This is a genomic window from Microvirga sp. 3-52 (assembly GCF_018383585.1).
In the GTDB taxonomy this organism is placed as follows: domain Bacteria; phylum Pseudomonadota; class Alphaproteobacteria; order Rhizobiales; family Beijerinckiaceae; genus Microvirga.
Window position 1 is genome coordinate 44,052 of the sequence record NZ_JAHAMK010000003.1, and the last position, 25,687, is coordinate 69,738.

The window sequence follows — 25,687 nt, forward strand, 5'->3', positions numbered from 1 at the left end:
AGTTCTCGCTTGCGCTGAGCTTCCGCTGCTGAGAGCTTTGTTGAAAATAAAAAAGCTGAACAGGTGCGGGGCATGAGCGGGATTACTTTCAGGACTATAGGGAGGCGCAGTAAACGCCTCGATCGCATCTTCGCTGCGGCGGGCCTCGCCGCATTGGTCCTGTCCGCCATGGCGGGTGCCGGATCGGCTCTCGCGCTTCCTCAATCACCGATGCCGGGAGATGCGCTTCTGACCGTAGGAGCGGCCGGACCGACCCCGGCATGGATCGCGTTCTGCACGCACATGCCGCAGGAATGCGCCTACGATCCCTCAGAACCTGACACGATCGTTCTCGATCAGGCGATCTGGAAAGCCATCGTGGATGTGAACGAGCGCGTGAACAGGGAGATCCTGCCGGTCACGGACCAGGATCACTGGGGCGTCGCGGATCGCTGGGATTATCCCGATGACGGTCTCGGCGATTGCGAGGACATCCAGCTGCTGAAGCGCCGCCTTCTCACCGAGGCGGGCCTGCCGCAGCGCGCCCTGCGCATGACGGTGGTCATCGACGAGATCGGAGCCGGGCACGCGGTGCTCATGGCGAGAACGGACCGCGGCGATTACATTCTCGACAACAAGCGCAACGCCGTCCTCCCCTGGCAGCAGACGGGCTATCGCTTCGTGAAGCGTGAAGGGTCCGACGGCGCGAACTGGGTCTGGCTCGGGAACCAGGCCGCCCCGATGGTGACGGCGACGAAGTAGGCGGCGGGGCCGTCGAACAAAGCCGTGTCCCATGGCGACCGGCGCGATGTGACGATGTCAGGTGAGGCACTCGGTCGAGTGCCGGATGGTGCGTTCATCGAAGACGGGATCAACGGATGAAGCCCGAAAGTGGATCTGCCCGTTCGGGTCGGGCGCGCTAGCTCGATGCCCTGGTGGCCGGCGACTGCGTGATCATGGTCTCGGTCGTCAGGACGACCCAGCCGGCATCGGAACGCTCGATGGAAATGATCTGTCCGATTCCGGGCAGCGTCATTCCGGGCGTGACCCACCAGAGGCCTTCGGGGCCTTCGATCAGGGCAGACCCGCCTGTCGCCCGATGAACGACGTAGCGCTGGAACTGCACTCCTCGGCCGGCGGTCTGCGCTGCCACGTCTCTCTTCTGACCCGCGGCCGGTTCAACGTCCTTCCTGGTCAGAGAGCCGGTGGTCGCAGGGCTCGGATCGGAGGAGCGGTTCGAATTCGCCGCCGATCTGCCGGCGGCCGTGTCGGTCACGGCGCTCGTGAGATAGGTATAGCCTTCGCTCAAATGCAGGGCATAGACCGGCAGGCCGATTGCCGAGAGGGTGAGGGCCAGGCCCAGGCACATCACGATGCGGTCGCCCACCGCCTCGCGGGCACGGATGGATTCTTCGATGCGTTGAACCTTCCGCTCTCGTCTCTCAGCCGTGGAGACGGGCCCCCTGCCGCTTCCGGCTCTGGCCACCTGCTCCAATACCTTATCGAACCGAATGCCCATGGAAACCGCCAGATTGAGAATCGCGTGCAATCATTCCTATGGGTTTATGCTTAAGAATTCGTCACCTGCCGCAGAGAAACCTGACTGTATTCACTGGAAGGACGGGACAAGCCCCACACAAGCGTTCGCAAGCTATGATCAAAGACCACTCGTGGATGTTGCGGTGGCTTTTTTCGCCGTTCGGGGTTGATAATGAAGATTAGAACGAAGATTTTCGCGCTCGTCGCGGCGTTGAGCTTTGTCGCTATCATGATGGCCGCCGTCGGCATCAGCACGCTGCAAACGTATAACCAGGCCGTCGACGATGTCAGGCTCGCGGCCACGCGTGCTCTTTACGGAGAGCGTCTCAATCGCCTGGTCACCCATGTGGTGATGGAAGCCAGGGGCATCTATGCATCGAAGGATACGACCGAAGCGCGCAAGTTCGGTGACGGGCTTCTCGCGACTCTGAAGGACATGGACACTCTCCTGAAAGAGTGGGAGCCGATCGTTCCCGGCGACAGCAGGGCCCTGTTCGATGCCGTCGTCAAGGATGCGGCGGAGTTCAGGAAGTTCCGCTCCGAGACCGTGAGGCTCGGCGCCGATGTTTCGCCTGCGGCTGCCAATGCCCAGGGCAACAACGACGCCAATCGCGCCAACCGGAAAGCCTTCCAGGTCAGCATCGATGCCTTGACCAAGCGGGGCAGCGAGGAGATCGCAGCCGTCGAGCGCCGTGCGACCGAACTTTACGATCAGCGTCTGATGCTGCTCGTCTCGATCGCGCTGGCGGGCACCGTCATCGCGCTGCTGATCGGCTGGCTCGTCGGCCATCGCCAGATCGCGCAGCCGCTGAAGCGCGTGACCGATGCCATCCAGAGGCTCGCCTCGGGCGATTACAACCTGCCGCAGACCAAGGCCGGCCGGGATGAGATCGGCGATATCTGGAAGGCGACGCAGGTTTTTGCCGGCGCCATGCAGGAAGCCGCGGACCTTCGGCAGGCGCAGGCCGAAACCGAGAAACAGGCGGCCGGGCGGCGCAGGATCGAGATGATGGCGCTCGCCCAGAACTTCGAAGGCAGCGTCGGCGGTCTGGTCCAGCATCTCTCGGTGGCCGCCCAGCAGATGGAAGCGACCGCCCGGTCGATGGCATCGACGGCTCAGCAGACCAATCAGCAATCGAACTCGGTGGCGGCAGCGGCCGAACAAACCTCCAGCAACGTGCAGGCCGTCGCGGCAGCGGCCGAGCAGCTCGCGGCTTCCTCCAACGAGATTGGCTCGCAGGTGTCGCAGACATCCGTTGCGGCGGCGAAAGCCGTGCAGAATGCGCGCAAGACCAACGAGCTCGTGGAAACGCTGGCGGACGGCGCGCAGAAGATCGGCGAGGTCGTCGCCCTGATCAACACGATCGCGAGCCAGACCAACCTCCTCGCCCTCAATGCCACCATCGAGGCGGCGCGCGCCGGCGAGGCCGGCAAGGGCTTTGCCGTGGTGGCCGCCGAGGTGAAGGAGCTCGCAAACCAGACCTCGCGGGCGACCGAGGACATCACCTCCCATATCCATCAGATCCAGCAATCGACGAAGGGTGCGGTCGACGCCATCCGTGACATCGGCCTCACCATCGAAGAGGTGCACCAGATCGCGACGAGCGTCGCCGCCGCCGTCGAAGAGCAGCAGGCAGCCACGCAGGAGATCGCGCGCAACGTCAGCGAGGCGGCAAGGGGCACGCAGGACGTGAGCGAGAGCATCGTCCAGGTCCAGGGTGCCGCAACCCATGCGGGTTCGGCCGCGTCTCAGGTGCTCGCCGCAGCCGGCGAGCTGACATCCAACTCGAATGCGCTGAGCAGGGAAGTCGAAGGCTTCCTCCAGGGCGTGCGAGCCGCTTAAGACCGAAGGGCGGACCGCATTCTCGAACGATCAACGGGCGCAGCTCATCGGAACTGCGCCCGAATGCCGTGAGGCAGATCAGGCGGTCTTCGGAACGGGCGCAGCCGCGCCATCGTCGGTTTCGCCCAGCGGCCCGGCGACGGCCCGAGCGGCCCGAGCCTTTTCGGTGGCTGCCAGGGCATGGGATATCAGGGTTGCATGGGAGTAGGGCTTGCCCATGAAGACGGCTCCCGGAGGCAGATCATGGGGCCGCGGCCACTCGCGGCCCGAGGCGAGGAGAATTCCCACCGAGGGCCAATCCCTGTGGATGTGCCGGGCCAGATCATAGCCATTCATGCCGGGCGGCATCTCGACGTCGGAGAGCACCACGTCCACGCCGACCTCGGCCTTCAGAACCGTCAGGGCTTCCTCAGCGTCCGCCGCTTCGATGACCTGGAACTGCGCGTCCATGAGAATGTCGGCCACAACCAGCCGCACAAGCGGCTCGTCTTCCACCAGGAGAATGACGCCTAAGGGCTTCGGATCAGACAAGGGACCAACGCGACATCGGGACGGGGCAGGAGCGAAACGTGGCCGTTGATACACGGTTCCGCCTCCCGCGACCAGCAGGTTCAGGCAGCCTCGATCGGTCGGAGCCGCTTTGAGGCCGAGCCGGTGGAACCAAGGCGGAAGCTCGGCGGTTAGCGGAAAGTGAGCACGTTATCCACAAATGTTACGACTGACGCCGGTACTTCCCTCCAGACGGTTCTCGTCGTCGAGGACGAGGTTCTGATCCGTCTCGTCATCGCGGATTACCTGCGCGAATGCGGCTACCGGGTCCATGAAGCCGTGAGCGCGGACGAGGCGGTGGTGATCCTCCAGTCGCCCGAGGTGTTCGTCGATGTGGTGTTCAGCGATGTCGAGATGTCCGGGGGCATGGATGGCTTCGGACTCGCGCGCTGGATCCGCGCCAACAAGCCGGGAACGCGGGTGATACTCACGTCCGGGGCGGAGCGGTCGGCCGATATCGCCGCGACCCTCTGCGAGGCGGGCCCGTTGCTGGAGAAGCCGTATCCGTCACAGGACGTTGTCGACCGGATCAAGCAGCTGACGGCCAAGGCCAGGCGCTCCTGACTCGATTCCTATTGCCGCCCCTCCTATTGCTGCCCCTGGACCTTCGACAGGCTCACGCTCGAGCGATGGATGGGAACTGGATCGGACCAGACCCGTTTCATGGAGCATGAAACCGCATCGCAGAGTTGTGAAACAGCCTGTCGTTCTCCTGGTCGAAGACGAGCCCCTCGTCCGTCTGACGCAGGTCGATATTCTGCGGGAGGCGGAGTTCTGGGTCGTCGAGGCACAGGATGCCGATGAAGCGTTCGAGCTGCTGAAGAGCCGGCCCGACATCTCCGTCGTCCTGACGGACGTGGACATGCCGGGCTCCATCGACGGCTTCGAATTCGCACGCCTTGTCCGGCAGGGCTGGCCCGAAGTGGGAGTGCTCGTGGTCTCCGGCAAAACCGGCCCCGGCCCCGGCGACCTGCCGCCCAATGCCTCATTCCTCCATAAGCCCATTCTTCCGGACGATCTGGTGGCGGCTCTTCAGAAGGCGATGGCGACAACGCCGCAGAGCAGCGTGACCCAGGACTCGTAAGGCCGGTTCATCCAGCGCTGTCCTCGCCGTCATGGTCGGCCATCTCGATGTGAAGAGCGCGGCGGGTCAATCCATCGGGATCACCGGCACAAGGCCGGTGATGACGTGGTGGGGTACGCCGCTGTCCTGGGTCGCACACTTTTTCGTCCCGCACCCGCCTTCGTCCTGCACCTGCCTTGATCACACCCACTGCCGTCATGGCCGGGCTTGACCCGGCCATCCCGATCACGAAGAGCGCAACGCCTCTCGAAACGAGATCACCGGCACGAGGCCGGTGATGACGTCGAGGATCGATCATCAGGCGCGAAGCTGTTCCGGCGCACGGGTGTCGATCACCACGGGCTTTTCCGAAAGACGCTCCCACAGGCGCTGAACATTCGACTGCACCTGATGGATCGCGGCTTCCTTGACCGGACCGTAGCCGCGGATGTCCATCGGGGCTTGAGCGATCGCCAGGAGATCGGTGAAGCGCTGGCGGTCGAGGGTTGAGACGATCCTGTCGATCTGCTCCTCATACCAGCCGATCAGGGCCCGCTCCGTGCGCCGCTCGGCCGTGTAGCCGAAGAGGTCGAAGGGGGTGCCGCGAAGCACCTTCAGCTTGGCGAGAGCCGACATCGGCGTCTGGATCCAGGGACCGAAGCTGCGCTTCCGCGGGCGGCCGCGGGCATCGCGCTTCGACGGGAGGAGCGGCGGTGCCAGATGGTAATGCACGGAGAAGTCGCCCTCGAATTTCTGCCGCAGCTCGTCGAGGAATCCGGTCTCCATGTGAAGGCGCGCGACCTCGTACTCGTCCTTGTAGGCCATGAGCTTGAAGAGCGAGCGCGCCACGGCGTCGGTGAGCGTCTCGGAGCCGAGCGCGCTTTCCGCCTTGCGGACGCGTTCTACCATGGCCTCGAAGCGGGCCGCATAGGCGGCATTCTGATACGAGGTCAGGAATGAAACGCGCCGCGCGATCACCTGGTCGAGCGTCTCGATCTCTTCCGGCGTGTCGCCTGCAACCTGGCGCACGACATCGGGATCGGCGCTGAGCAGGCGGCCCCAGGCGAAGGCCTGCCTGTTGCGCTCGACCGTCACGCCATTGAGCTCGATGGCGCGGGACAGGGCTTCGAGCGAAACCGGCACGAGCCCCTGCTGCCACGCGAAGCCGAGCATCATCACGTTGGCATAGACCGTGTCGCCGAGCAGCGTCTCGGCAAGCACATTGGCATTGAGCGTCGCCATGTTCCCGGCGCCGATCACCCGCTCGATGGCGCGCAGGCGAACCCCGCTGGCGAGATCGGCGTCGCGGAAGCGCACCACGTCGCCGGTCGGCATCTCCGCCGTGTTGACCACGGCCCGCGTGCCATGGCGATAGGTGCCCGACGCCTTTGGCGAGGAGCTGACGACGAGATCGCAGCCGATCAGCGCGTCGGCGGCGCCCTGATCGATGCGGACCTGATGCAGAGCCTCCGGCCCTGCCGCGAGACGGACGAAGCTCAGCACGGGCCCGAATTTCTGGGCGAAGCCCGTGAAGTCCAGCACCGACACGCCGCGTCCCTCGAGATGGGCCGCCATGCTGATGAGCGCCCCGATGGTGACGACGCCGGTGCCGCCGACGCCGGTCACCAGAAGGTCGAAGGGCTTGTCGAGATCGGGAAGGGCAGGGCACGGCAGCGTCGCGGCCCGTGCGGCAGCGTCGAAGCCCGTCGTGGTTTTCGCCCGGCGTGTCGCGCCCTCCACGGTCACGAAGCTGGGGCAGAAGCCCTCCAGGCAGGAAAAATCCTTGTTGCAGGTGGAGAGATTGATCTTGCGCTTGCGCCCGAACGGCGTCTCCTTCGGCTCGACGCTCAGGCAGTTGGACGCGACCGAGCAATCGCCACAGCCTTCGCAGACGAGGTCGTTGATGTAAGCAAACCGCTTCGGGTCCTCCATCTGACCGCGCTTGCGGCGGCGGCGCTTTTCGGTGGCGCAGGTCTGCTCGTAGATCAGCACCGTGACGCCGGGGATCTCGCGCAGTTCCTTCTGCACGCCGTCGAGATCCTCGCGCGGATGGATCGTCACGCCCTTGGGCAGATCCGTGGATAAGAATTTGTCCGGATCGTCCGACACCAGCGCGATGCGCGACACGCCTTCGGCGCGGACGCTGTGGGCGATGGCATGGACGCTCACCGGTCCGTCGACAGGCTGGCCGCCGGTCATGGCGACCGCGTCGTTGAACAGGATCTTGTAGGTGATGTTGGCGCCCGCCGCGATGGCCTGCCGGATCGCCATCGAGCCTGAATGATAATAGGTGCCTTCGCCGAGGTTCTGGAAAATGTGGCCCTGGCCGGTGAACCTGGAGGAGGCCGCCCAGTTGACGCCTTCGCCGCCCATCTGGATGAGGGACGAGGTCTCGCGGTCCATCCAGCTCGCCATGAAGTGACAGCCGATGCCGGCGAGAGCCTTGGAGCCTTCGGGCACCTTGGTCGAGGTGTTGTGCGGGCAGCCCGAGCAGAAATAGGGCGTGCGCGTGGCACCCGGCACGGCGATGACGCGCTCGGGCTCCGGCGACAGAGCTGCGGCACGTGGCGCGAGGTTGAGATCGGGGAAGATCGGATCGAGTCGCTTTGCCAGAACGCCGGCGAGAAAGCGCGGAGACAATTCGCCCGTCCAGGGGATGAGCCGCTCGCCGGTCTCGTCGTGCTTGCCGACCATCCGCTCGGGCTTCGAACCGGGATAATCGTAAAAGTATTCCTTGAACTGGCTTTCGATGATGCCGCGCTTTTCCTCGACCACGAGGATCTCGCGCTTGCCCTTCACGAATTCCATGGCGTCGTGCAGGGCGAGGGGCCAGACCATGCCGACCTTGTAGATGTCGATGCCGTGCGTGCGGCACGCGGCCTCGACGAGGCCGATCAGCCGCAAGGCTTCCATGAGGTCGAGATGGGCCTTGCCGGCGGTGACGATGCCGTAGGAGGCGTTCGGGAGGTCATAGAGGCGGCGGTCGATCGGGTTGGCCTTGGCGAAGGCATAGACCGCATGCTTCTTCGCCTCCATGCGCTCCTCGATCTGCGGTCCCGGCAGGTCCGGCCAGCGATAATGCAGGCCGCCGGGCGGCGGCGTGAAGTCGGGCTCGCGAAACCGGCGCGGTGGGCGCAACTCCACGGAGACGCCGGACTCGACGATTTCCGACACAGCCTTGAAGCCGGCCCACATGCCGGAGAAGCGGCTCAGCGCATAGCCGTATTCGCCGAACTCGAGGTATTCGCTGACGCTGGCCGGATGGAGCGTCGGCATGAACCAGCTCATGAACGCGACGTCCGACTGGTGCGGCATCGACGAGGACACGCAGCCGTGGTCGTCGCCGGCGATGACGAGCACGCCGCCATGCGGCGACGAGCCATAGGCGTTGCCGTGCTTCAACGCATCGCCCGAGCGGTCGACGCCGGGGCCCTTGCCGTACCAGAGCCCGAACACGCCCTGGACCTGCCGGTCGGGATGGGTCTCGACCTGCTGCGAGCCGAGGACAGCCGTGGCCGCTAGATCCTCGTTGACGGCGGGCAGGAACTCGATCCGGTGCGCCTTCAGCTGATCCTTCACACGCCAGAGTTCGAGATCGACGCCGCCGAGGGGTGACCCGCGGTAACCGGACACGAACCCCGCCGTATCGAGCCCCGCGGCTTGGTCCCGCTTGGCCTGGTCCAGCACGATGCGCACGATGGCCTGCGTGCCGGTCAGGAAGACCCTGCCGGTTTCCCGGGCATAGCGGTCGGCAAGCTGGTAGGAATCGAGTGGCAGAGCGCGGTTCATGAGCCTGATCCCGAAGCGAGAGATGCCGTTTGCCGGCACCTCAAGGATAATCCCGAACCGCTGGTAGATGTTTCCTATTCATTCCTCTGGACTGTCATCTGTGGTAGAAGATGCGCGAAACACCCCCATAAACGGTAGATGCTACCAGGAGCGGACCGCTGATGATCGAGAAGCAGGACGAGCACATTCTGGCGCAGCTGCAGAAGGAGGGACGCACCACGAACCAGCAATTGGCGGAGAATGTGGGCATGTCCACCTCGGCCTGCTGGCGGCGCGTGCGGGCGCTCGAGGAATCCGGCGTGATCGTGGGCTATTCGGCTTTGGTGGATCGGGAAAAGGCGGGGTTCGCCACCTCGGCCATCCTGCATGTGTCGCTGGAGCGGCACGACGCAAAGTTCGTCGACGAATTTGTTTCACGTGTAACAGCGCGTGCCGAGGTCATGGAGTGCTTCGCAACCACGGGAGACGCCGATTATCACCTGCGCGTCGTCGTGCGCGACATGAAGGCCTACAACGAATTTCTGGACGAGTTCATGTTCCGGCTGCCCGGCATCCGCTATGTGCGCACCAACGTGATCCTGAAGGAGATCAAGACCAGCGTCGCGCTGCCGTTCTGAGAGGCCTGCGCGTAAGAGGCTGGTAGCCTCCTCACGTCATCACCGGCCTCGTGCCGGTGATCCCGATGGCTTGAAGCGCAGCGCTTTTCCCATCGGGATGGCCGGGACAGGCCCGGCCATGACGGCGAGGGAAGCATATGACGAGCCAGTCACCAAGGACAGCAGGCTGTTCTACTTGCTCTCGGGCAACAGGGCATAGGCGAGCTGCGCCATCGCCACCGGCCGCGCGTCGCCATCGGTCGTGAGCGTCACGCTCCCGAATGCCATGGTGCGCCCGAGGCGGACGACTTTCGCGTCCGCCAGCACGTCGGCACTCGCCGCAGGCCTCAGAAAGTGCATGGTCTGATCCACGGTCGTCATCGGCCGATAGGCGCCGCCGGCGGAGGAGACCGCGAAGACCATCGCGGTATCGGCCAGGCTCATGAGAGCCTGCCCGCAGATCACGCCGTTGTCGCGGCAGAGTTTCTCCGAGAACCGCATGCGTAAGGTCGCGCCCTCCTTGTCGAGGCTCTCGACGGAGAGATTGAGGTCCTGCACCCACGGCGCGAAGACATCGGTCAGCATCCGTTCGGCGGTTGCTCGATCGAACATGAATGACCCCCGCTTCTTGTTGTGCGATCCCGATCGCGGGACTGCGCCTATGGATAGAACTTTGCCCCTGAGGCGGCGCGGCTGACGAGGCCGTCGGCCGGTTCCCAGCCGGGCCCGTCCCGTTCGGCACGCTCCTTCACCTGAGCGAGAATCGGCTGCAGCCCCACACGGTCCGCCTCGAACAGGGGCCCGCCGCGCCAGGCGGGATAGCCATAGCCGTGCATCATCACCACATCCACGTCGAGCGGACGCTCGACGATGCGCTCGTCCAGGATCTTGCAGGCTTCGTTGACGATGGCGGCCCGAATGCGGGACTGGATCTCGTCCGCCGAGATGTGCCGCCGCGTCAGTCCCCGCCGCTGCGAGGATTCCTCGACGAGGGTTGTGACGAAAGGATCGACCTCCCGCTTGCCGCCCTCGTAGCGATACCAGCCCGCGCCGGTCTTGCGCCCGAAGCGTCCTGCCTCGCAGAGCCGGTCGGCAATGTCGACATAGCGCTCGCGCGGATCGCGGCTGGGCGCCAGGCGCTTGCGGCGCGCCCAGGCGATGTCGAGCCCGGCGAGATCCGATACGGCGAAGGGTCCCATCGGGAAGCCGAACGCCTCCAGGGCGGCATCGATCTCGTGCGGCAGGGCGCCTTCCTCGAGCAGATACTCCGCCTGCAGGCGATAGCGCGACAGGATGCGGTTTCCCACGAAGCCGTCGCAGACGCGGCAGACGACGGGAATCTTGCGCAGGCGCTTGGCGAGGCCAAGCCCCGTGGCAACGACGTCGTCGGCGGTTTTGTCGGTCCGCACGATCTCGAGGAGCTTCATCACGTTGGCCGGGCTGAAGAAATGCAGTCCCACCACGTCAGCCGGCCGCGAAGTGGCATCGGCTATCAGATTGATATCAAGGTAACTGGTATTCGTTGCCAGAACGGTTCCAGGTGGAAGAATCCCGTCGAGATCGCGGAACAGCGCCCTTTTGACCTCCAGATCCTCGAACACCGCTTCGATGACGAGATCCCGATCCGATAGGGAGCTCGTTCCAAGCGCATACCCAACGGCCTGCAGGCGCTCATCCCTCGCTGCCGCCGTGAGCCGACCGCTCGCAACCTGCTTGTCGTAGATATCCGCGATCCGTGTCCGTCCGACGGCAAGAGCCTGTTCGCTCGTCTCGACGACCTTGACGTCGAAGCCCGCATCCGCAAAGGCGATGGCGATGCCGGAGCCCATGGTTCCGGCGCCGACGATCCCGACCTTCTGAACGGGGCGAGATTCAATGGAATCGAGGCCCGGAAGACGCGTTACCTCCCGTTCGGCAAAGAAGGCATGGCGCAGGGCGGCCGACTGTTCGGACGAGCGCAGTTCCAGGAACGTCTCGCGCTCGCGCGCCAGCCCGTCCTCGAGCGGAAGGCTTGCGGACGACAGAACGAGTTCCGCAGCCTTGCCTGGCGCCTCGGCGCCTCTCGCCTTCCTGCGGATCTCCGCGATTCTTGCCGATGCCGCTTCCGCATCCATCGGCGCCACAGGTCGCTCCCCGGTGCGGCGTAGCGGCTGACTGATCAGTTCCCGTGCAAGCTCCATTGCATCCTGGCGCAGATCGCCGGAGGAGAGGCGGTCGATGAGGCCAAGGCGCAGGGCTTCCGCCGCCCTCACGGGCCTTCCGCTCGTCACGAGATCGAGGGCAGCCTCCAGCCCGACGAGACGCGGCAGGCGCTGCGTGCCGCCGGCTCCCGGGACCAGCCCGAGCTTGACCTCCGGCAGGCCGAAGCTTGCCCCCGGCTCGGCCACACGGGCATGGCAGGCCAGCGCAATCTCGCAGCCCCCACCCAGGGCCGTGCCGTGGATGGCGGCCACAACCGGCTTAGAGCAGGCTTCGATGGCATCGATCACATCCGGCAGGTGCGGCTCGCGTGGGGGCTGGCCAAACTCGCGGATGTCGGCTCCCGCCACGAAGGTGCGGCCGGCACAGGCAATCACGACGGCTTCGACCTGCGGATTGCGGGCGATCTCATGGATCGCCGCGAGCAATCCGGCTCTCACCGACTGCGACGTTGCGTTGACCGGAGGATGATCGATTTCGATCAAAGCGACCGGGGCAGTGAGGATCACCCTGACCGGCCCGGCTCCCTCAGAGGACGAGGTCTCTGTCATGGACGCACCGCGTTCATCGTAAGCAGTTCATAGGTCGCGACCGTTTCGCCCGTGTCGGTCGTGATCTCCACGTCCCAGCGCACCTCACCGTACTGCTCATTGCGAGGCGATTTCGACTTCGCCGTCAGCCGCACCTTGATCGTCTCGCCCGGCTGAACGGGCCTGATGAAGCGCAGGGAATCGAGGCCGTAATTGGCGAGCACCGGTCCGAGATCCGGATCGACGAACAGGCCTGCCGCGAAGGACAGCAGCAGATAGCCATGGGCCACGCGGCCGGGGAAGAACGGATGGTTCTTCGTGGCTTCCTCGCTCATATGGGCATAAAAGGTGTCGCCGGTGAATTTGGCGAAGTGCTCGATGTCCTCGAGCGTGATCGTGCGTTCCTTCGACACGAAGGTCTGGCCGATGGCGAGATCCTCGAAATAGTAGCGGAAGGGGTGCCGTTCCTCTTCAACGGTCGGAGCGCCCTTGATCCAGCTTTGCGTCACACGCGAGAGCATGGCGGGCGAGCCCTGCAGGGCTGTGCGCTGCATGTAATGGTGCACGCCGCGCATGCCGCCGAGTTCCTCGCCGCCGCCGGCACGTCCCGGTCCGCCATGGACCATGTGCGGCATCGGCGAGCCATGACCGGTCTGCTCCTTGGCACAGTCGCGGTCGATCAGCACCAGACGGCCGTGGAACGCGCCGACGCCGAAGACGAGGTCGGCTGCCGTGGCGGGATCATAGGTGTAGAGGGAGGCCACGAGGCTGCCGTCGCCGCGATTGGCCAGGGCCACGGCCTGATCGAGACCGTCATAGCCCATTACGGTGCAGACCGGGCCGAAGGCCTCGACGCTATGCACGTTGGTGGCGCGGATCGGGTCTGGGCAATGCAGCAGGAGAGGAGGAATGAAGGCGCCGCGCTCCCGGTCCGCGCCCTCGACCGTGAAGTTGTCCGGATCACCAATAACGATATCGGCCTCTGTCCGCAGCTTCGCCACCTGCGCGAGCACATCGCGGCGCTGTCCGAGACCGACGACGGGTCCCATGCGGACGCCCTCGAGCTCGGGATTGCCGACCTTGATCTTGGAAAGCCGCTCGCCCAGAGCCTCGATCACGGCAGGCACATGCGCATTGGGGGCAATGGCGCGCCGGATCGCCGTGCATTTCTGGCCTGCCTTGACCGTCATCTCCTTCGCGACCTCCTTGATGAAGAGATCGAATTCCGGCGTGCCCGGTCCAGCGTCAGGTGCAAGGATGGCCGCATTGAGAGAGTCGCGCTCGGCGATGAAGCGTACGGATTCGCGCGCGATCACCGGATGGCGCTGCAGCTTCTGGGCCGTGTCGGCTGAGCCGGTGAATGATACGACGTCCTGACAGGTCAGGTGGTCGAAAAGATCGCCCGTAGAGCCTACGATGCATTGAAGCGCACCGTCGGGAAGGATGCGCGATTCCGCGATCATGCGCACGAGCGCATGCGCCACATAGGACGTGATCGTCGCAGGTTTCGTGACCACCGGTACGCCGGCCAGGATTGCAGGCGCCAGCTTTTCGAGCATGCCCCAACAGGGGAAGTTGAAGGCATTGATATGAACGGCAACGCCATTGAGAGGCGTCATCACGTGCTGTCCGACGAAGCTGCCGCCCTTGGAGAGAGGCTCAATGGCGCCATCCAGGAGGAAGGTGGTGTTGGGCAGTTCCCGGCGGCCCTTGGAGGCATAGACGAAGAGGGTGCCGATGCCGCCATCCACGTCGATGAAATTGTCGGTTCGGGTGGTGCCGGTCTGGTAGGAAAGCGTGTAGAGCTGGTCCTTGCGCTCTGATAGATAAATGGCAAGACGTTTCAGAAGTTCTGCACGTTGATGGAAAGTGAGCTTCCGCAGGCTGGGGCCGCCGACCTGACGGGCGTAGGCCAGCACCTCGCCCATGTCGAGACCGCCATTGGCGACCTGCGCGACCACATCTCCGGTGACGGCGCTGCGAATTTCGGCCAGCTCCTGACCGGGCGACATCCAACTTCCGCGAACGAAGCTCTCGAGTCTCATTGGGACACCTTGGAATGATGAATGTGCGGCCGCATTGGCCTTGCCGCACCTTTCGGGCATTATTGACCGACCGGTCGGTTAGTCAAGGAATTTTGGCGAGGCCCGGTGCAGGAGCCATGGCTCGACAGGCATGGTGAACAGCGAGTAGGTGAGGGAAAGACAGGCCGAGGAGGCGAATGCCGCTTCGGTCCTGATAACCGGAGCAGGCTTGCATGGCAGCGTTTGTGGAGACCCTCCTGGACAGGTTTCACGAGCGGACACCGATCCGGGCGGGATCGCTGATCGTGACAGTCTTTGGAGACGCTGTGGTGCCGAGGGGCGGGGTTCTGTCCCTGACCACGCTGCACGAGATCATGCGGGCCTTCCGCATCAGCGACACGCTTGTCAGGACGGCCCTGTCCCGTCTCGTCTCCGAAGGTTGGTTCGAGCGCTGGAAGGTCGGGCGCAACAGCTACTACCGTCTGACGCCTCAAGGGCATGAGGCTTTCGCCGAAGCCACGCAGCGGATCTATACCGATCCGCCTCAGAACTGGCAGGGATCCTTCGATCTCCTCCTGCTCGAGAATGCTCAGGACCGGAGCGCGCTCCGGGCCGAGCTCTCGGCGGCGGGCTACGGCTCCCTCGGGCCGGATCTCCTGTTGGCGGCTGCGGCATCGGGCGGCAAGACGGGGCCCTTCCTGAGACTTGCGGCGTCCCCGGCCGATCTGCCGACGGCTCGCAGACTGGTGGAAAGGGCGTGGCCTCTGGCCGACATCGAGAGCCGCTACAGGCGTTTCATCGACACGTATGCGGGCATCCTTGGCGCATTGGAGCGAGGCGCCGGGTTCACGAATCTCGACGCTCTGCTGGTCCGTATCCTCCTGATCCACGATTACCGCCGGGCTGTTCTGAAGGACCCGCTGCTGCCGGCCCAACTCCTCCCCCGGCCTTGGGCCGGAACGGCGGCCCGCGCTCTCTGCGGCACGATCTACAGGACGGTGCTCCCGGCCGCTGAGCACTGGATCGACGCCCATGCCCAGAACGATGTGGGACCGCTGCCTGCGGTCGATCGAGACTTCCGGCAGCGCTTCGCGTCCTTGGAGCCGAGTGCCGAATTGAAGATCGGATGACAGATACGTTACACAAATTTCTTGAATTATCGATTTTCTGTGACATATTAGAGAGGCCCGCGAAGAGTCGGAGAGGCATGTCGTTTGCATGCCGATACCCGGAATGGCGCCGAATGGCGGCTCCAGCAGGCAAAAGCTTCGGTCCACGCTCGATACGGCTCAGCCATCTTGAAGAGCCGTTCGGGAAGGGAAGAGGCCGCCAAGGCAGCGAAGTCAGGGAGAAGCGCCGTGTATGCACAGATGGTGAAAACGGGCGTTGAGCATATCCAGTCGAAGGAGGAGATGTCTCCTGAGGAGCGTGCCTTCCAGGATCGTGTCGATGCCGACATCAGGATCGAGCCAAAGGAGTGGATGCCGGAGGCCTATCGCAAGACCCTGATCCGGCAGATCTCCCAGCATGCCCATTCCGAGATTATCGGCATGCAGCCCGAGGGCAACTGGATCACGCGCGCGCCGACCCTGGAGCGCAAGGCCATCCTGCTCGCCAAGGTACAGGACGAGGCGGGCCATGGCCTCTACCTTTACTGCGCCGCCGAGACGCTCGGCGTGAGCCGCGACGAACTCTTGGAGCAGCTCAACAGCGGCAAGGCCAAGTATTCCAGCATCTTCAACTACCCGACGCTCACCTGGGCCGATATCGGCGCCATCGGCTGGCTCGTGGACGGTGCTGCGATCATGAACCAGGTGCCGTTGCAGCGCTGCTCCTACGGGCCCTATTCCCGCGCCATGATCCGCATCTGCAAGGAGGAGAGCTTCCATCAGCGGCAGGGCTATGACGCGATGACGAAGCTTGCCCGCGGCACGCCCGAGCAGAAGCAGATGGCGCAGGATGCGCTGAACCGCTGGTGGTGGCCGTCGCTGATGATGTTTGGTCCGTCCGATGCGGAATCGGTCCACAGCGCCCAGTCCCTGCGCTGGAAGATCAAGATCAATTCCAACGACGAGTTGCGCCAGAAATTCGTCGACCAGACCGTGCCGCAGGCCGAGTATCTCGGCCTCACCGTTCCCGATCCGGATCTCAAGTGGAACGCGGAGCGCGGCCATTACGATTTCGGCGAGATCAACTGGGACGAGTTCTATCAGGTGATCGCCGGCAACGGCCCTTGCAATCGTCAGCGCCTGCGCACGCGCGTGAAGGCCTATGAAGAGGGGCAATGGGTGCGCGATGCGGCGGACGCCTATGCGGCGAAGAAGGCGGCGCGGGCGCAAGTCAAGGCGGCATAAGCAGGGGAGCAGGAATGACAAACAAGAAGGAATGGCCTCTCTGGGAGGTGTTCATCCGGAGCCAGCATGGCCTCGCGCACCGGCATGTGGGCAGCCTGCACGCGTCCGATGCGGAGATGGCGATCATGAACGCGCGCGATGTCTATACCCGCCGCAACGAAGGCGTCAGCATCTGGGTCGTGAGGGCATCCGATATTGCGGCAAGCTCGCCTGGCGAAAAGGGACCGCTGTTCGATCCCGCCAACAGCAAGGTCTATCGCCACCCGACCTTCTACGAGATTCCCGAAGAGCTGGGGCATATGTGATGAACCAGCAGGACGCTCTCTTCGAGTATCTGCTGCGCCTCGGCGATAATGCCCTGATCCTCGGGCACCGCCTGTCGGAATGGTGCGGGCATTCGCCGGCGCTCGAGGAGGATCTGGCGCTCTCCAATGTCGCCCTCGACCTCATCGGGCAGACGCAGCTCTGGCTGAACCTTGCCAGCGAAGTCGAAGGCAAGGGACGGGACGCCGACAAGCTCGCTTATCTTCGTGATGGGCGCGACTTCCGCAATGTCCTTCTCGTCGAGCAGCCGAATGGCGACTTCGCCGTCACAATGGCGCGACAGTTCTATTTCGACGCCTGGCATTACCTGCTGCTGCGCGAACTGGCCGGCTCGAAGCACCCCCGCATCGCCGAGATTGCCGCGAAGGGCCTCAAGGAGGTCACGTATCACCTTGAGCGGAGCCGCGACTGGGTGCTGCGCCTCGGGGACGGCACGGAGGAAAGCCATCGCCGCATGCAGACGGCCATCGACGATCTCTGGATGTATACGGGCGAGCTGTTCGAGAGCGACGAGATCGATCAAGCCATGGCTGGCGAAGGTCTCGGGCCCGATCTCGCGACGCTGCACGAGCCTTGGCTCGGCCTCGTTCGCGCAACCGCCGAGGAGGCGACGCTGAGCTTGCCGGAGCCGGGCTGGGCGCAGAAGGGTGGCAAGCGCGGCATCCACAGTGAGCATCTCGGCTACATCCTGGCCGATCTCCAATTCCTGCAGCGGGCCTATCCCAACGCTACGTGGTAGGGAGCGAGGGGCGATGATCGACAGCCTGACACGGCCCGATCCGGATCAGATCAGAACCTGGCTGGAAGATGTTTCCGATCCGGAGGTGCCGGCCGTCTCCGTCATGGATCTCGGCATCGTCCGCGATGTGCAATGGCGTGGTGACGAACTCGTCGTTGCCATCACGCCCACCTATTCGGGCTGCCCCGCCACGAGCGTCATCGCTTTCGAGATCGAAGCCGCCCTGCGGGCAAGAGGGATCGACTGCTTGCGCATCGAGCGGCGGCTCTCGCCACCCTGGACAACGGATTGGATCACGCAGGAAGGACGGCAAAGGCTCCAAGCCTATGGCATCGCGCCGCCCGCCGAGAATGCGGGCCGGCCATCGCCCTTCGACCGCTTTCTGCGGAAGGACCTCGTGATCGCATGCCCACGCTGCAAATCCGAGAACACTGATCGGGTGAGCGAGTTCGGCTCGACGCCATGCAAGGCCCAGTACCGGTGCCGCGACTGCCTCGAGCCATTCGACTACTTCAAGTGCATTTGAAATGAGCGGACGCTCCATGACGAAGTTCTATCCCGTCACTGTTGCCGACGTGCGGCGCGAAACCCGCGACGCCATCGTTCTCACCCTCGACGTGCCGGATGAGCACAAGGACGCCTTCCGCTTTTCGCCAGGGCAATACCTGACCCTGCGCATGCATATCGACGGCGACGAGGTGCGGCGGTCCTATTCCATCTGCGCAACGCCCATGGAGGGCAGGCTCCGGGTCGGAATCAAGAGGATCGCCGGAGGAGCATTCTCCAGCTGGGCCAGCGAGCAGCTCGCGCCTGGGCAGGTCATCGAGGCCATGCCCCCCATGGGCAATTTCTTCGTGCCCCTCGATCGGGCCCGCAAGCGCCATTTTGTGGGCTTTGCCGCAGGCAGTGGGATCACGCCGCTGCTCAGCATCATCAAGACGACGCTGGTCGCCGAACCGAAATCGTCCTTCACACTGTTCTACGGCAATCGCGCGTCGAGCTCGATCATGTTCCGCGAGGAGCTCGAGGATCTCAAGAACGAGCATCTCGACCGGTTCAGCCTGATCCATATCCTCAGCCGCGAGCAGCAGGATATCGATCTGTTCAATGGCCGGTTGAGCAAAGAGAAATGCGACCAGCTGCTCGATCACTGGATCGATGCGTCTTCGATCGATACAGCGTTCATCTGCGGACCGCAGGACATGATGCTGGGCGTCGCGCGGAGCCTCGAAGAGCACGGCCTCGACAAGCGCCAGATCAAGTTCGAGCTGTTTGCCACCTCGACCCCAAGTCGCCGTCAGCGCAGGCCCGAGGAGGCGACGGCGGAGGATCGTAAGAACCTGTGCGAGGCGACTATCGTCATCGATGGGCGAGCCCGCACCCTGTCCTTCGAGAAGGGGACGGCGTCCGTGCTCGACGCGGCAACAGCCGAGGGTCTGGAGCTCCCCTATGCCTGCAAGGGCGGCGTCTGCTCCACCTGCCGGGCGATGCTGGTCGAAGGTGAAGTAGACATGGACGCGAATTTTGCCCTTGAGGATTACGAGATCGCCCGGGGCTATATCCTGACCTGCCAGAGCTATCCGGTGAGCGACAGGATCCTGGTCGATTTCGACAAGTGACGACAGAGGTGCTGCCATGGTCGATGAAGAAAGCCTCGTCAGCTTCGTGGTCGGCGGCGGTCGCCTGAGTGCGCCGGACAACGTCACGCCTCGTTATCGCGGCGAGCTCATGCGCCTGATGGCGATCTTCGTCGATTCCGAGATGGCGGGCGCCTCGGGCTTCGCCGACTGCATCAATCTCGCTCCTGGGCTGAAGGAGCGGATCATCGCCACGCGCATCGTCTTCGAGAAATTCAACCATGCCCGCCAGGTTCTGGACCTGATGGAGCAGTTCGGCGCCAATACGGCGCAATACGTGGGCGCCCATCCCTGGGCGTCCCGCCTCGACCGCAGCGTCAATCTCGGCACGCGGCGCATGGAGGGAGACATGCGTCTCAACGTGTTCCATTACCCGATCAACGGGTGGGTCGACGCGGTGGTGATGAACTGCCTGATGGGACAGGCCACGGTGGTGCAGCTCGACGAGCTGACACGCGGTTCCTACCAGCCTCTCGCCGATACTTTGGCGAACATCCTTCCTGTCGAAAGGCGCCACGCGGAGCTGGGCGAGCAGGGATTGCAGGCTGCGTTGGCGAGGGGACACGACAGGACGGACGCCCAGGCATCCGTCAACTATTGGTATCCGCGCGTGGCCGACACCTTCGGCAGCAGTACGTCGGATCATTTCGCTCAGCACCGTAAGTACGGATTGCGTCAGAAGGGCAGGGAAGGGCTAAGTGCCCAATGGCAGGATCTCATTCATCCGATGCTGTCGCGCTTTGGACTTGGCGTCCCGGGACAGGCTTCGCTCGAGATCGGCGATCAGGTCTCCCTGCAGTGACCTTTGGCCGGCAAGGCTTTCCAGACGCGCTATCCCGCAGCGCTGACGCGCCGCGATGAGCCGGCGGATTCCGCATGGAGATTGCGTGTGCCGTCCACGATGAGCTGCGAAACCAGCTCGGCATAATCCGCGCGGGTCACCTCGCCGGTGTTCTTGAACCAGAGATAATGCCAGTTGATCATGCCGAAGAGGGACATGGTCACCGGCTTGAGCAATTTGGTTCCCTTGAGCTGCGGCGCAACGCCTGCAACGGCATCGGAGAAGATCCGCACCAGGTCGCGCTCCATCGTCTTGAGTTCGCCCTGGCGGTCGGAGGGCAGCAGGCGCAGGCCGTTGATCTGCACGCTGTGCTGGGCATCGGCGTCGCGATAGGCTTCCAGCAGGGCCGCGACCAGTTCCTTGAGGCGCGCTTCCGGCGCAAGGTCCGGATGGTCGGCGGCCTCCACGACTTCAAGCAGCTCTTCGAGGTGAAAGCGGATGACGTCGAAGAGCAGTTCCTCCTTGTCCTTGTAGTAGTGATAGAGATTGGCCTTTGAGACGCCACAGGCCTCTGCGATCCTGCTCATCGACGCGCGGTCGTAGCCATGCTCGGCAAAAAGCTCGGCCGAGCGATCGAGAATCGCCCGACGCTTGTCGTCGTAATCGGTGGCGCGGGTGCGTGCCATGGGGCTCTTCTATTCTTTGGGTCTGCGGTCGATGACGCGCCGTGCCTTGCCTAGCGAGCGCTCGATCCCTTCCGGATCGAGGACATTCACCTGGGCCGTGATGCCGATGGTATCCTTGATGGCCTGGCTCAGGCGCTCGGCGGCCGCCTTCCTTGTTTCCGGGTAATCGGAGTCCGGCCGGATCTCTGCCCGGATCTCCATCTGGTCCATCCGTCCCTCGCGGGTCAGGATGATCTGGTAATGCCCCGACAAGGCCTGGATCGTGAGGAGCTTTTCCTCGATCTGGGTCGGGAAGACGTTGACGCCGCGGATGATCATCATGTCGTCGGTGCGCCCGGTGATCTTCTCCATGCGGCGCATGCTGCGTGCGGTGCCGGGCAGGAGACGCGTCAGATCCCGGGTGCGGTAGCGGATGACGGGCATCGCTTCCTTGGTCAGTGAGGTGAAGACGAGTTCACCCTCTTCGCCGTCCGGAAGAACCTCGCCCGTCAGCGGATCGATCACCTCGGGATAGAAGTGATCTTCCCAGATGTGCAGCCCGTCCTTGCTCTCCACGCACTCGCAGGCGACACCGGGACCCATGACTTCCGAGAGCCCGTAGATGTCGACGGCATGGATGTCAAAGGCTTCCTCGATCTCCGCCCGCATGGCGTTCGTCCAGGGCTCGGCGCCGAAGATGCCGACCTTCAGCGAGGATTGGCGCGGATCGAGGCCCTGTTTCCGGAACTCGTCGAGGATCGCCAGCATGTAGGACGGTGTGACCATGATGATGTCGGGCTGGAAGTCCTGGATCAGCTGGACCTGGCGCTCGGTCATGCCGCCTGACATGGGGATGACCATGCAGCCGAGGCGCTCGGCGCCGTAATGCGCGCCTAATCCACCCGTGAAGAGGCCGTAGCCATAGGCCACATGCACCTTCATGCCCGGACGCCCTCCGCTCGCCCTGATCGAGCGGGCCACCACGTCGGCCCAGGTGTCGATGTCACGCTTCGTGTAGCCGACCACCGTAGGCTTGCCGGTGGTCCCCGACGAGCCGTGCACACGGGCGATCTGGTCTTGAGGGACGGCGAACATGCCGAAGGGATAATTGTCCCGTAGGTCGGACTTGGTGGTGAAGGGGAATTTGGCGAGATCGCCCAGATCCTTGAAATCATCCGGATGAACGCCCGCCGCGTCGAGCTTCGCCTTGTAGTGCGGCACGTTCTCATAGGCATGGCGCAAGGTCCAGGCGAGGCGCTCACGCTGCCAGGCGGCAAGCTCGTCCCGTGATGCCAGTTCGAAGCGATCGAGAAGCGCCGGCTGGGGCTTGAGCTCGGACAACTTGCGGAGCGGGATCTGAAGCAAGGGAACCTCCCATTCGTTCATTCTTATTGGGTGTCTTGATCGGTCTCGGGGCCAAGAAGCGTGCCGGCGATGGTGCGGGAATGACCGCGGAATTCGGCAACCACCTCGCCTTTGCCGTCGCGGATGGTCACGTCATAGATGCCGGAGCGTCCTAAGCGATTGCGCTCGACCGCATGGGCCGTGAGCTTGTCGCCTCGCCGGGCCGGCTGCAGGAACGTCACCGCGCAGTGCTGGGCCACCGTCCGCTGATTGTAGGTGTTGCACGCGAAGGCGAAGGCCGAATCGGCAAGCGTGAAGATGAAACCGCCGTGGCAGATGCCGTGTCCGTTCGTCATGTCGGGGCGGATCGTCATTGAGATCACCGCCTCGCCCGGTGATACGCGCTCGACCACCATGCCAAGTCCCTGGCTTGCCTGATCCCCAGCCCACATGGCTTCCGCGCAAGCCTGGGCGACCTTCTGCGGTCCATCATTGGAGAGAGACGGTTGCACGTCCATCAGGCCCTCCCGGAGAATTTTGGCTGACGCTTCTCGAAGAAGGCCGTGACGCCTTCGAGATAATCCGGCGTGCGGCCGGCCTGCCCCTGCAGATCGCGTTCCAGATCGAGCTGCTGGTCGAGATCATTCGTCTCGGATGCATCGAGCGCCTGCTTGATCAACCCAAGGCCGACAGTCGGCTGAACCGCAAAGTGAGCGGCGAGGCGATGCGCCTCATCCATCAGGACGGCGTCGTCGACCGCTTTCCAGATCATGCCCCAGACTTCTGCCTGCTCCGCCAGAACCGGCTCGGCCAGCAGGGCGAGGGCGCGGGCGCGCGCCGTGCCGACGAGGCGCGGCAGGAACCAGGTCCCGCCTGAGTCCGGGACGAGGCCGAGCTTGGCGAAGGCCTGGATGAACTTGGCCGAACGGGCCGCCAGGACGATGTCGCAGGCAAGGGCAATGTTGGCGCCAGCTCCCGCTGCAACGCCGTTGACCGCACAGATGACGGGCATCCCCAGCGAACGGATTTTGCGCACCAAGGGATTGTAGAGACGCTCCAGGGTGGACGAGAGATCCGGAACCTGGCCGGGTCTGAAGACACGGTCCGAGAGATCCTGTCCAGCACAGAATCCGCGTCCGGCACCGGTGAGAATGAGAGCGCGGCAGCTGCCGTCGGTTTCGGCGTCGTCAAGGGCGGACATCAGGGCCGCATGCATCGCCTCGTTGAAGGAATTCAGGCGATCGGGCCTGTTGAGGGTGATGACGCGATAGCCCTCTCGAGGCTCCGTAACGATGAGATCGTTCTCCACCATGGCCCTCCCGAATTTTCGCTGATGGCAAGCGGATGGTCTTGCGACTTGTTTACTATTGACCAACCGTCCGGTCAATTATATTGATGGAAGAAGCAGCGTCAATGAGCCAATACTCGGCCCTTCAGGGAGCATAGCGGGATGGCGTGTTTCGACGGTCGACAGGATACGCGTGCAAAGCTGCGCCGGCTTTGCACAATCCCTTCCCATTGCTCTCTTCCCGCAACGATCCGCAGGCTCTTGGCAGCCTGACGCTTTGCGCAACAATAAGAACAACAAACGACAACGAAACCCGGAGGAAACAAATGAACTCGAAGGCAACTCTTAAAACCCTGCTGGTCGCCAGTGCCATGGGGCTCGGTCTCGCTCAAGGTGCGCTCGCGCAGGATACCGTCAAGATCGGATCGGTTCTCTCGGTTACTGGACCGTCGTCTTTCCTTGGTGAGCCCGAGGACAAGACGCTTAAGATCTATGTCGACAAGATCAATGCGGCTGGCGGCGTTGCCGGCAAGAAGATCGAGCTCGTGATTTACGATGACGGCGGTGATGCCAACAAGGCGCGTACCTTCGCGACTCGCCTCATCGAGGATGACGAGGTGATTGCGATGGTCGGCGGCACGACTACCGGCAGCACCATGGCGATGATCCCGGTGTTCGAAGAGGCGCAGGTTCCCTTCATCTCTCTGGCCGGTGCCATCGAGGTGATCGATCCGGTCCGCAAATTCGTCTTCAAGACGCCGCACACCGACAAGATGGCGTGCGAGAAGATCTTCGAGGATCTGAAGAAGCGCAATCTCACCAAGATCGGCCTGATCTCGGGCACGGACGGTTTCGGCGCATCCATGCGTGCGCAATGCGTCAAGGTCGCGCCAAATTATGGCATGCAGATTCTGATCGACGAGAATTACGGCCCGCGCGACAGCGACATGACCGCTCAGCTCACGAAGATCAAGAATACGGCCGGCGTGCAGGCTGTGGTCAATCCGGGCTTCGGCCAGGGACCGGCCATCGTGACACGCAACTATGCCCAGCTCGGCATGACCAACATCCCATTTTACCAGAGCCACGGCGTAGCCTCGAAGAGCTTCATCGATCTGGCAGGCGCTGCCGCGGAAGGCGTTCGCCTGCCGGCCGCGGCTCTCCTCGTCGGCGATAAACTGCCAGAGAGCGATCCGCAGAAAAAGGTCGTGACCGAGTACAGGCAGGCCTACGAGACCGCCACGAAGCAGCCGGTCTCGACCTTCGGCGGCCATGCCTATGACGGTCTCTTCATTCTGGTCGAGGCCATGAAGCGCGCGAACTCGACCGATCCCCAGAAGATCCGCGACGAGATCGAGAAGACCAAGGGGTTCGTCGGCACAGGCGGCATCGTGAACATGTCACCGGCCGACCATCTCGGCCTCGATCTCTCGGCGTTCCGCATGCTCGAGATCAAGGGCGGCGACTGGAACCTTGTCGCCTCCGGAAGCTGATCTCTCGCTGCAAACGATCGGACAGGAGGCTGACGATCAGCCTCCTGTCCGGCAACCTGAAGGTCGCGGGACAGCATGATGGCCGAGTTTCTCCAGTTCCTCATTTCCGGTCTGACGGTCGGAGCCGTCTATGCACTGGTCGCACTTGGCTTCACCCTGATCTACAACGCCTCGGGGGTGGTGAATTTCGCGCAGGGCGAGTTCGTTATGCTCGGCGGCATGGTGACGGTGTTCGCGGCTGCTGCTGGTGTGCCCCTGCCGCTGGCAGCCGTGATCGCCATCTGTGCAGCCATTGCGATCGGGCTCCTGCTGCATCGCTTCGCCATCGAGCCGGCGCGTGGCGCATCGGCCGTGACGCTCATCATCATCACCATCGGTGCATCGATTCTGTTGCGTGGCCTCGCGGCCATCGTCTTCGACAAGCAATTTCATAAACTGCCCGCTTTCACGGGCGACACGCCGGTTGATATGCTGGGCGCTGCCGTCCAGCCACAGAGCTTCTGGGTGCTCGGAGGTACGGCGGTCGTCGTCCTTGCCCTTTATATCTTTCTCGAACATACGCTTCTCGGCAAGGCTGTGCTGGCAACGGCCGCGAACCGTCTGGCAGCGCGTCTGGTCGGCATCAACACGACCACGATCATGGCGCTCGCCTTCGGCGGCTCCGCCGCCATCGGGGCGATTGCCGGGATACTCGTCACGCCGATCACCCTGACGAGCTACGACGTCGGCACGCTGCTGGCCTTGAAGGGCTTTGCCGCCGCCATGCTGGGCGGCATGGGGAATCCGGTCGGCGCGGTCGTCGGCGGTATGTTGCTCGGCCTGCTGGAGGCATTCGGCGCCGGCTATATCAGCTCGACCTACAAGGATGCCTTTGCGTTCCTGGTCATCCTCATCGTCCTGTTCGCGGCGCCTCAGGGCCTGTTCGGGCGCCGTGCCGTGGAGAGGGTGTGA

At 63.7% G+C, this 25,687-nt stretch carries 24 protein-coding genes; 14 read left to right on the top strand and 10 right to left on the bottom strand.

Annotation, left to right across the window (positions count from 1 at the left end):
- Positions 1 to 72 precede the first annotated feature (72 nt).
- The gene (locus KHP60_RS03650; RefSeq protein WP_213562217.1) at positions 73 to 741 is read left to right on the top strand and encodes a transglutaminase-like cysteine peptidase; all 669 of its coding nucleotides are present in this window, start codon (positions 73 to 75) and stop codon (positions 739 to 741) included.
- A gap of 157 nt (positions 742 to 898) precedes the next feature.
- Here KHP60_RS03650 and KHP60_RS03655 read toward each other — a convergent pair whose 3' ends face one another.
- Positions 899 to 1,528, bottom strand: coding sequence for a hypothetical protein (locus tag KHP60_RS03655; RefSeq protein WP_213562218.1), 630 nt, complete (start codon positions 1,526 to 1,528; stop codon positions 899 to 901).
- Positions 1,529 to 1,690: 162 nt separating this feature from the next.
- Between KHP60_RS03655 and KHP60_RS03660 the strand changes: the two genes are divergently transcribed.
- Positions 1,691 to 3,361: a methyl-accepting chemotaxis protein gene (locus KHP60_RS03660; protein WP_213562219.1), complete on the top strand. Its 1,671-nt coding sequence runs from the start codon at positions 1,691 to 1,693 to the stop codon at positions 3,359 to 3,361.
- Between the two features lie 78 nt (positions 3,362 to 3,439).
- Here the strand turns inward: KHP60_RS03660 and KHP60_RS03665 are convergent, their stop codons facing one another.
- The gene (locus KHP60_RS03665) at positions 3,440 to 3,892 is read right to left on the bottom strand and encodes a response regulator (protein ID WP_213562220.1); all 453 of its coding nucleotides are present in this window, start codon (positions 3,890 to 3,892) and stop codon (positions 3,440 to 3,442) included.
- A gap of 159 nt (positions 3,893 to 4,051) precedes the next feature.
- On the opposite strand from KHP60_RS03665, the gene KHP60_RS03670 reads away from it, so the two are divergent.
- Positions 4,052 to 4,474, top strand: a complete 423-nt coding sequence (locus KHP60_RS03670; RefSeq protein WP_213562221.1) for a response regulator — start codon at positions 4,052 to 4,054, stop codon at positions 4,472 to 4,474.
- Between the two features lie 106 nt (positions 4,475 to 4,580).
- A complete protein-coding gene (locus tag KHP60_RS03675) occupies positions 4,581 to 4,994 on the top strand; it encodes a response regulator (RefSeq protein ID WP_213562222.1) in 414 nt (137 codons plus the stop codon).
- Between the two features lie 297 nt (positions 4,995 to 5,291).
- Here the strand turns inward: KHP60_RS03675 and KHP60_RS03680 are convergent, their stop codons facing one another.
- On the bottom strand, positions 5,292 to 8,762 hold the full coding sequence (locus tag KHP60_RS03680; protein ID WP_213562223.1) for an indolepyruvate ferredoxin oxidoreductase family protein: 3,471 nt from the start codon (positions 8,760 to 8,762) through the stop codon (positions 5,292 to 5,294).
- Positions 8,763 to 8,923: 161 nt separating this feature from the next.
- Here KHP60_RS03680 and KHP60_RS03685 point away from each other — a divergent pair, with 161 nt between their 5' ends.
- Complete coding sequence (locus KHP60_RS03685) at positions 8,924 to 9,379, top strand: Lrp/AsnC family transcriptional regulator (RefSeq protein ID WP_213562224.1); 456 nt, start codon at positions 8,924 to 8,926, stop codon at positions 9,377 to 9,379.
- 171 nt (positions 9,380 to 9,550) lie between these two features.
- Here KHP60_RS03685 and KHP60_RS03690 read toward each other — a convergent pair whose 3' ends face one another.
- From KHP60_RS03690 to paaZ, 3 genes are read right to left on the bottom strand one after another with little or no spacing between them, the layout of a single operon-like run.
- Positions 9,551 to 9,970 (bottom strand): PaaI family thioesterase, encoded by a 420-nt coding sequence (locus KHP60_RS03690; RefSeq protein WP_213562225.1) that lies wholly within the window; start codon positions 9,968 to 9,970, stop codon positions 9,551 to 9,553.
- A 47-nt stretch (positions 9,971 to 10,017) separates the two neighbouring features.
- On the bottom strand, positions 10,018 to 12,108 hold the full coding sequence (locus KHP60_RS03695; RefSeq protein ID WP_213562226.1) for a 3-hydroxyacyl-CoA dehydrogenase NAD-binding domain-containing protein: 2,091 nt from the start codon (positions 12,106 to 12,108) through the stop codon (positions 10,018 to 10,020).
- The gene (gene paaZ / locus KHP60_RS03700; protein WP_213562227.1) at positions 12,105 to 14,132 is read right to left on the bottom strand and encodes a phenylacetic acid degradation bifunctional protein PaaZ; all 2,028 of its coding nucleotides are present in this window, start codon (positions 14,130 to 14,132) and stop codon (positions 12,105 to 12,107) included. Before paaZ ends, KHP60_RS03695 begins: the two co-directional genes overlap by 4 nt.
- 212 nt (positions 14,133 to 14,344) lie before the next feature.
- On the opposite strand from paaZ, the gene KHP60_RS03705 reads away from it, so the two are divergent.
- The 7 genes from KHP60_RS03705 to KHP60_RS03735 all read left to right on the top strand — a co-directional run bounded on the left by KHP60_RS03705 (position 14,345) and on the right by KHP60_RS03735 (position 19,967).
- On the top strand, positions 14,345 to 15,241 hold the full coding sequence (locus tag KHP60_RS03705) for a PaaX family transcriptional regulator C-terminal domain-containing protein (protein WP_213562228.1): 897 nt from the start codon (positions 14,345 to 14,347) through the stop codon (positions 15,239 to 15,241).
- 228 nt (positions 15,242 to 15,469) lie between these two features.
- Positions 15,470 to 16,465, top strand: coding sequence for a 1,2-phenylacetyl-CoA epoxidase subunit PaaA (gene paaA / locus KHP60_RS03710; RefSeq protein ID WP_213562229.1), 996 nt, complete (start codon positions 15,470 to 15,472; stop codon positions 16,463 to 16,465).
- 14 nt (positions 16,466 to 16,479) lie between these two features.
- On the top strand, positions 16,480 to 16,770 hold the full coding sequence (gene paaB / locus KHP60_RS03715; protein WP_213562230.1) for a 1,2-phenylacetyl-CoA epoxidase subunit PaaB: 291 nt from the start codon (positions 16,480 to 16,482) through the stop codon (positions 16,768 to 16,770).
- Positions 16,770 to 17,528 (top strand): 1,2-phenylacetyl-CoA epoxidase subunit PaaC, encoded by a 759-nt coding sequence (gene paaC, locus KHP60_RS03720; RefSeq protein WP_213562231.1) that lies wholly within the window; start codon positions 16,770 to 16,772, stop codon positions 17,526 to 17,528. The genes paaB and paaC overlap by 1 nt, the downstream gene beginning before the upstream one ends.
- A gap of 13 nt (positions 17,529 to 17,541) precedes the next feature.
- Positions 17,542 to 18,054, top strand: a complete 513-nt coding sequence (gene paaD / locus KHP60_RS03725) for a 1,2-phenylacetyl-CoA epoxidase subunit PaaD (protein ID WP_213562232.1) — start codon at positions 17,542 to 17,544, stop codon at positions 18,052 to 18,054.
- Between the two features lie 16 nt (positions 18,055 to 18,070).
- Positions 18,071 to 19,147 (top strand): 1,2-phenylacetyl-CoA epoxidase subunit PaaE, encoded by a 1,077-nt coding sequence (gene paaE, locus KHP60_RS03730; RefSeq protein ID WP_213562233.1) that lies wholly within the window; start codon positions 18,071 to 18,073, stop codon positions 19,145 to 19,147.
- 16 nt (positions 19,148 to 19,163) lie between these two features.
- Positions 19,164 to 19,967 (top strand): Phenylacetic acid catabolic protein, encoded by an 804-nt coding sequence (locus tag KHP60_RS03735; protein ID WP_213562234.1) that lies wholly within the window; start codon positions 19,164 to 19,166, stop codon positions 19,965 to 19,967.
- A gap of 29 nt (positions 19,968 to 19,996) precedes the next feature.
- On the opposite strand, the gene KHP60_RS03740 is transcribed toward KHP60_RS03735, so the two are convergent.
- The 4 genes from KHP60_RS03740 to paaG are packed head-to-tail and all read right to left on the bottom strand — an operon-like array spanning position 19,997 to position 23,267.
- A complete protein-coding gene (locus KHP60_RS03740; protein WP_213562235.1) occupies positions 19,997 to 20,632 on the bottom strand; it encodes a TetR/AcrR family transcriptional regulator in 636 nt (211 codons plus the stop codon).
- A 9-nt stretch (positions 20,633 to 20,641) separates the two neighbouring features.
- Positions 20,642 to 21,997 (bottom strand): phenylacetate--CoA ligase PaaK, encoded by a 1,356-nt coding sequence (gene paaK / locus KHP60_RS03745; RefSeq protein WP_409366250.1) that lies wholly within the window; start codon positions 21,995 to 21,997, stop codon positions 20,642 to 20,644.
- 2 nt (positions 21,998 to 21,999) lie between these two features.
- Complete coding sequence (paaI, locus tag KHP60_RS03750; protein WP_213562236.1) at positions 22,000 to 22,473, bottom strand: hydroxyphenylacetyl-CoA thioesterase PaaI; 474 nt, start codon at positions 22,471 to 22,473, stop codon at positions 22,000 to 22,002.
- Positions 22,473 to 23,267 carry a 2-(1,2-epoxy-1,2-dihydrophenyl)acetyl-CoA isomerase PaaG gene (gene paaG / locus KHP60_RS03755; RefSeq protein WP_249688482.1) on the bottom strand — a complete coding sequence of 265 codons (795 nt, stop codon included), beginning with the start codon at positions 23,265 to 23,267 and terminating at the stop codon, positions 22,473 to 22,475. Before paaG ends, paaI begins: the two co-directional genes overlap by 1 nt.
- A gap of 347 nt (positions 23,268 to 23,614) precedes the next feature.
- Between paaG and KHP60_RS03760 the strand changes: the two genes are divergently transcribed.
- Positions 23,615 to 24,736 carry an ABC transporter substrate-binding protein gene (locus tag KHP60_RS03760; RefSeq protein ID WP_249688497.1) on the top strand — a complete coding sequence of 374 codons (1,122 nt, stop codon included), beginning with the start codon at positions 23,615 to 23,617 and terminating at the stop codon, positions 24,734 to 24,736.
- 78 nt (positions 24,737 to 24,814) lie between these two features.
- A complete protein-coding gene (locus tag KHP60_RS03765) occupies positions 24,815 to 25,687 on the top strand; it encodes a branched-chain amino acid ABC transporter permease (protein WP_213562238.1) in 873 nt (290 codons plus the stop codon).

What these genes read in the sequence shown, in the direction of transcription:
- KHP60_RS03650 (WP_213562217.1), top strand. Translation starts at nt 73, where the DNA reads ATGAGCGGGATTACTTTCAGGACTATAGGGAGGCGCAGTAAACGCCTC.
- KHP60_RS03660 (WP_213562219.1), top strand. Translation starts at nt 1,691, where the DNA reads ATGAAGATTAGAACGAAGATTTTCGCGCTCGTCGCGGCGTTGAGCTTT.
- KHP60_RS03675 (WP_213562222.1), top strand. Translation starts at nt 4,581, where the DNA reads ATGAAACCGCATCGCAGAGTTGTGAAACAGCCTGTCGTTCTCCTGGTC.
- KHP60_RS03680 (WP_213562223.1), bottom strand. Translation starts at nt 8,762, where the DNA reads ATGAACCGCGCTCTGCCACTCGATTCCTACCAGCTTGCCGACCGCTAT.
- KHP60_RS03685 (WP_213562224.1), top strand. Translation starts at nt 8,924, where the DNA reads ATGATCGAGAAGCAGGACGAGCACATTCTGGCGCAGCTGCAGAAGGAG.
- KHP60_RS03690 (WP_213562225.1), bottom strand. Translation starts at nt 9,970, where the DNA reads ATGTTCGATCGAGCAACCGCCGAACGGATGCTGACCGATGTCTTCGCG.
- KHP60_RS03695 (WP_213562226.1), bottom strand. Translation starts at nt 12,108, where the DNA reads ATGACAGAGACCTCGTCCTCTGAGGGAGCCGGGCCGGTCAGGGTGATC.
- paaZ (WP_213562227.1), bottom strand. Translation starts at nt 14,132, where the DNA reads ATGAGACTCGAGAGCTTCGTTCGCGGAAGTTGGATGTCGCCCGGTCAG.
- KHP60_RS03705 (WP_213562228.1), top strand. Translation starts at nt 14,345, where the DNA reads ATGGCAGCGTTTGTGGAGACCCTCCTGGACAGGTTTCACGAGCGGACA.
- paaB (WP_213562230.1), top strand. Translation starts at nt 16,480, where the DNA reads ATGACAAACAAGAAGGAATGGCCTCTCTGGGAGGTGTTCATCCGGAGC.
- paaC (WP_213562231.1), top strand. Translation starts at nt 16,770, where the DNA reads ATGAACCAGCAGGACGCTCTCTTCGAGTATCTGCTGCGCCTCGGCGAT.
- paaD (WP_213562232.1), top strand. Translation starts at nt 17,542, where the DNA reads ATGATCGACAGCCTGACACGGCCCGATCCGGATCAGATCAGAACCTGG.
- paaE (WP_213562233.1), top strand. Translation starts at nt 18,071, where the DNA reads ATGACGAAGTTCTATCCCGTCACTGTTGCCGACGTGCGGCGCGAAACC.
- KHP60_RS03735 (WP_213562234.1), top strand. Translation starts at nt 19,164, where the DNA reads ATGGTCGATGAAGAAAGCCTCGTCAGCTTCGTGGTCGGCGGCGGTCGC.
- KHP60_RS03740 (WP_213562235.1), bottom strand. Translation starts at nt 20,632, where the DNA reads ATGGCACGCACCCGCGCCACCGATTACGACGACAAGCGTCGGGCGATT.
- paaK (WP_409366250.1), bottom strand. Translation starts at nt 21,997, where the DNA reads ATGAACGAATGGGAGGTTCCCTTGCTTCAGATCCCGCTCCGCAAGTTG.
- paaI (WP_213562236.1), bottom strand. Translation starts at nt 22,473, where the DNA reads ATGGACGTGCAACCGTCTCTCTCCAATGATGGACCGCAGAAGGTCGCC.
- paaG (WP_249688482.1), bottom strand. Translation starts at nt 23,267, where the DNA reads ATGGTGGAGAACGATCTCATCGTTACGGAGCCTCGAGAGGGCTATCGC.
- KHP60_RS03760 (WP_249688497.1), top strand. Translation starts at nt 23,615, where the DNA reads ATGGGGCTCGGTCTCGCTCAAGGTGCGCTCGCGCAGGATACCGTCAAG.
- KHP60_RS03765 (WP_213562238.1), top strand. Translation starts at nt 24,815, where the DNA reads ATGGCCGAGTTTCTCCAGTTCCTCATTTCCGGTCTGACGGTCGGAGCC.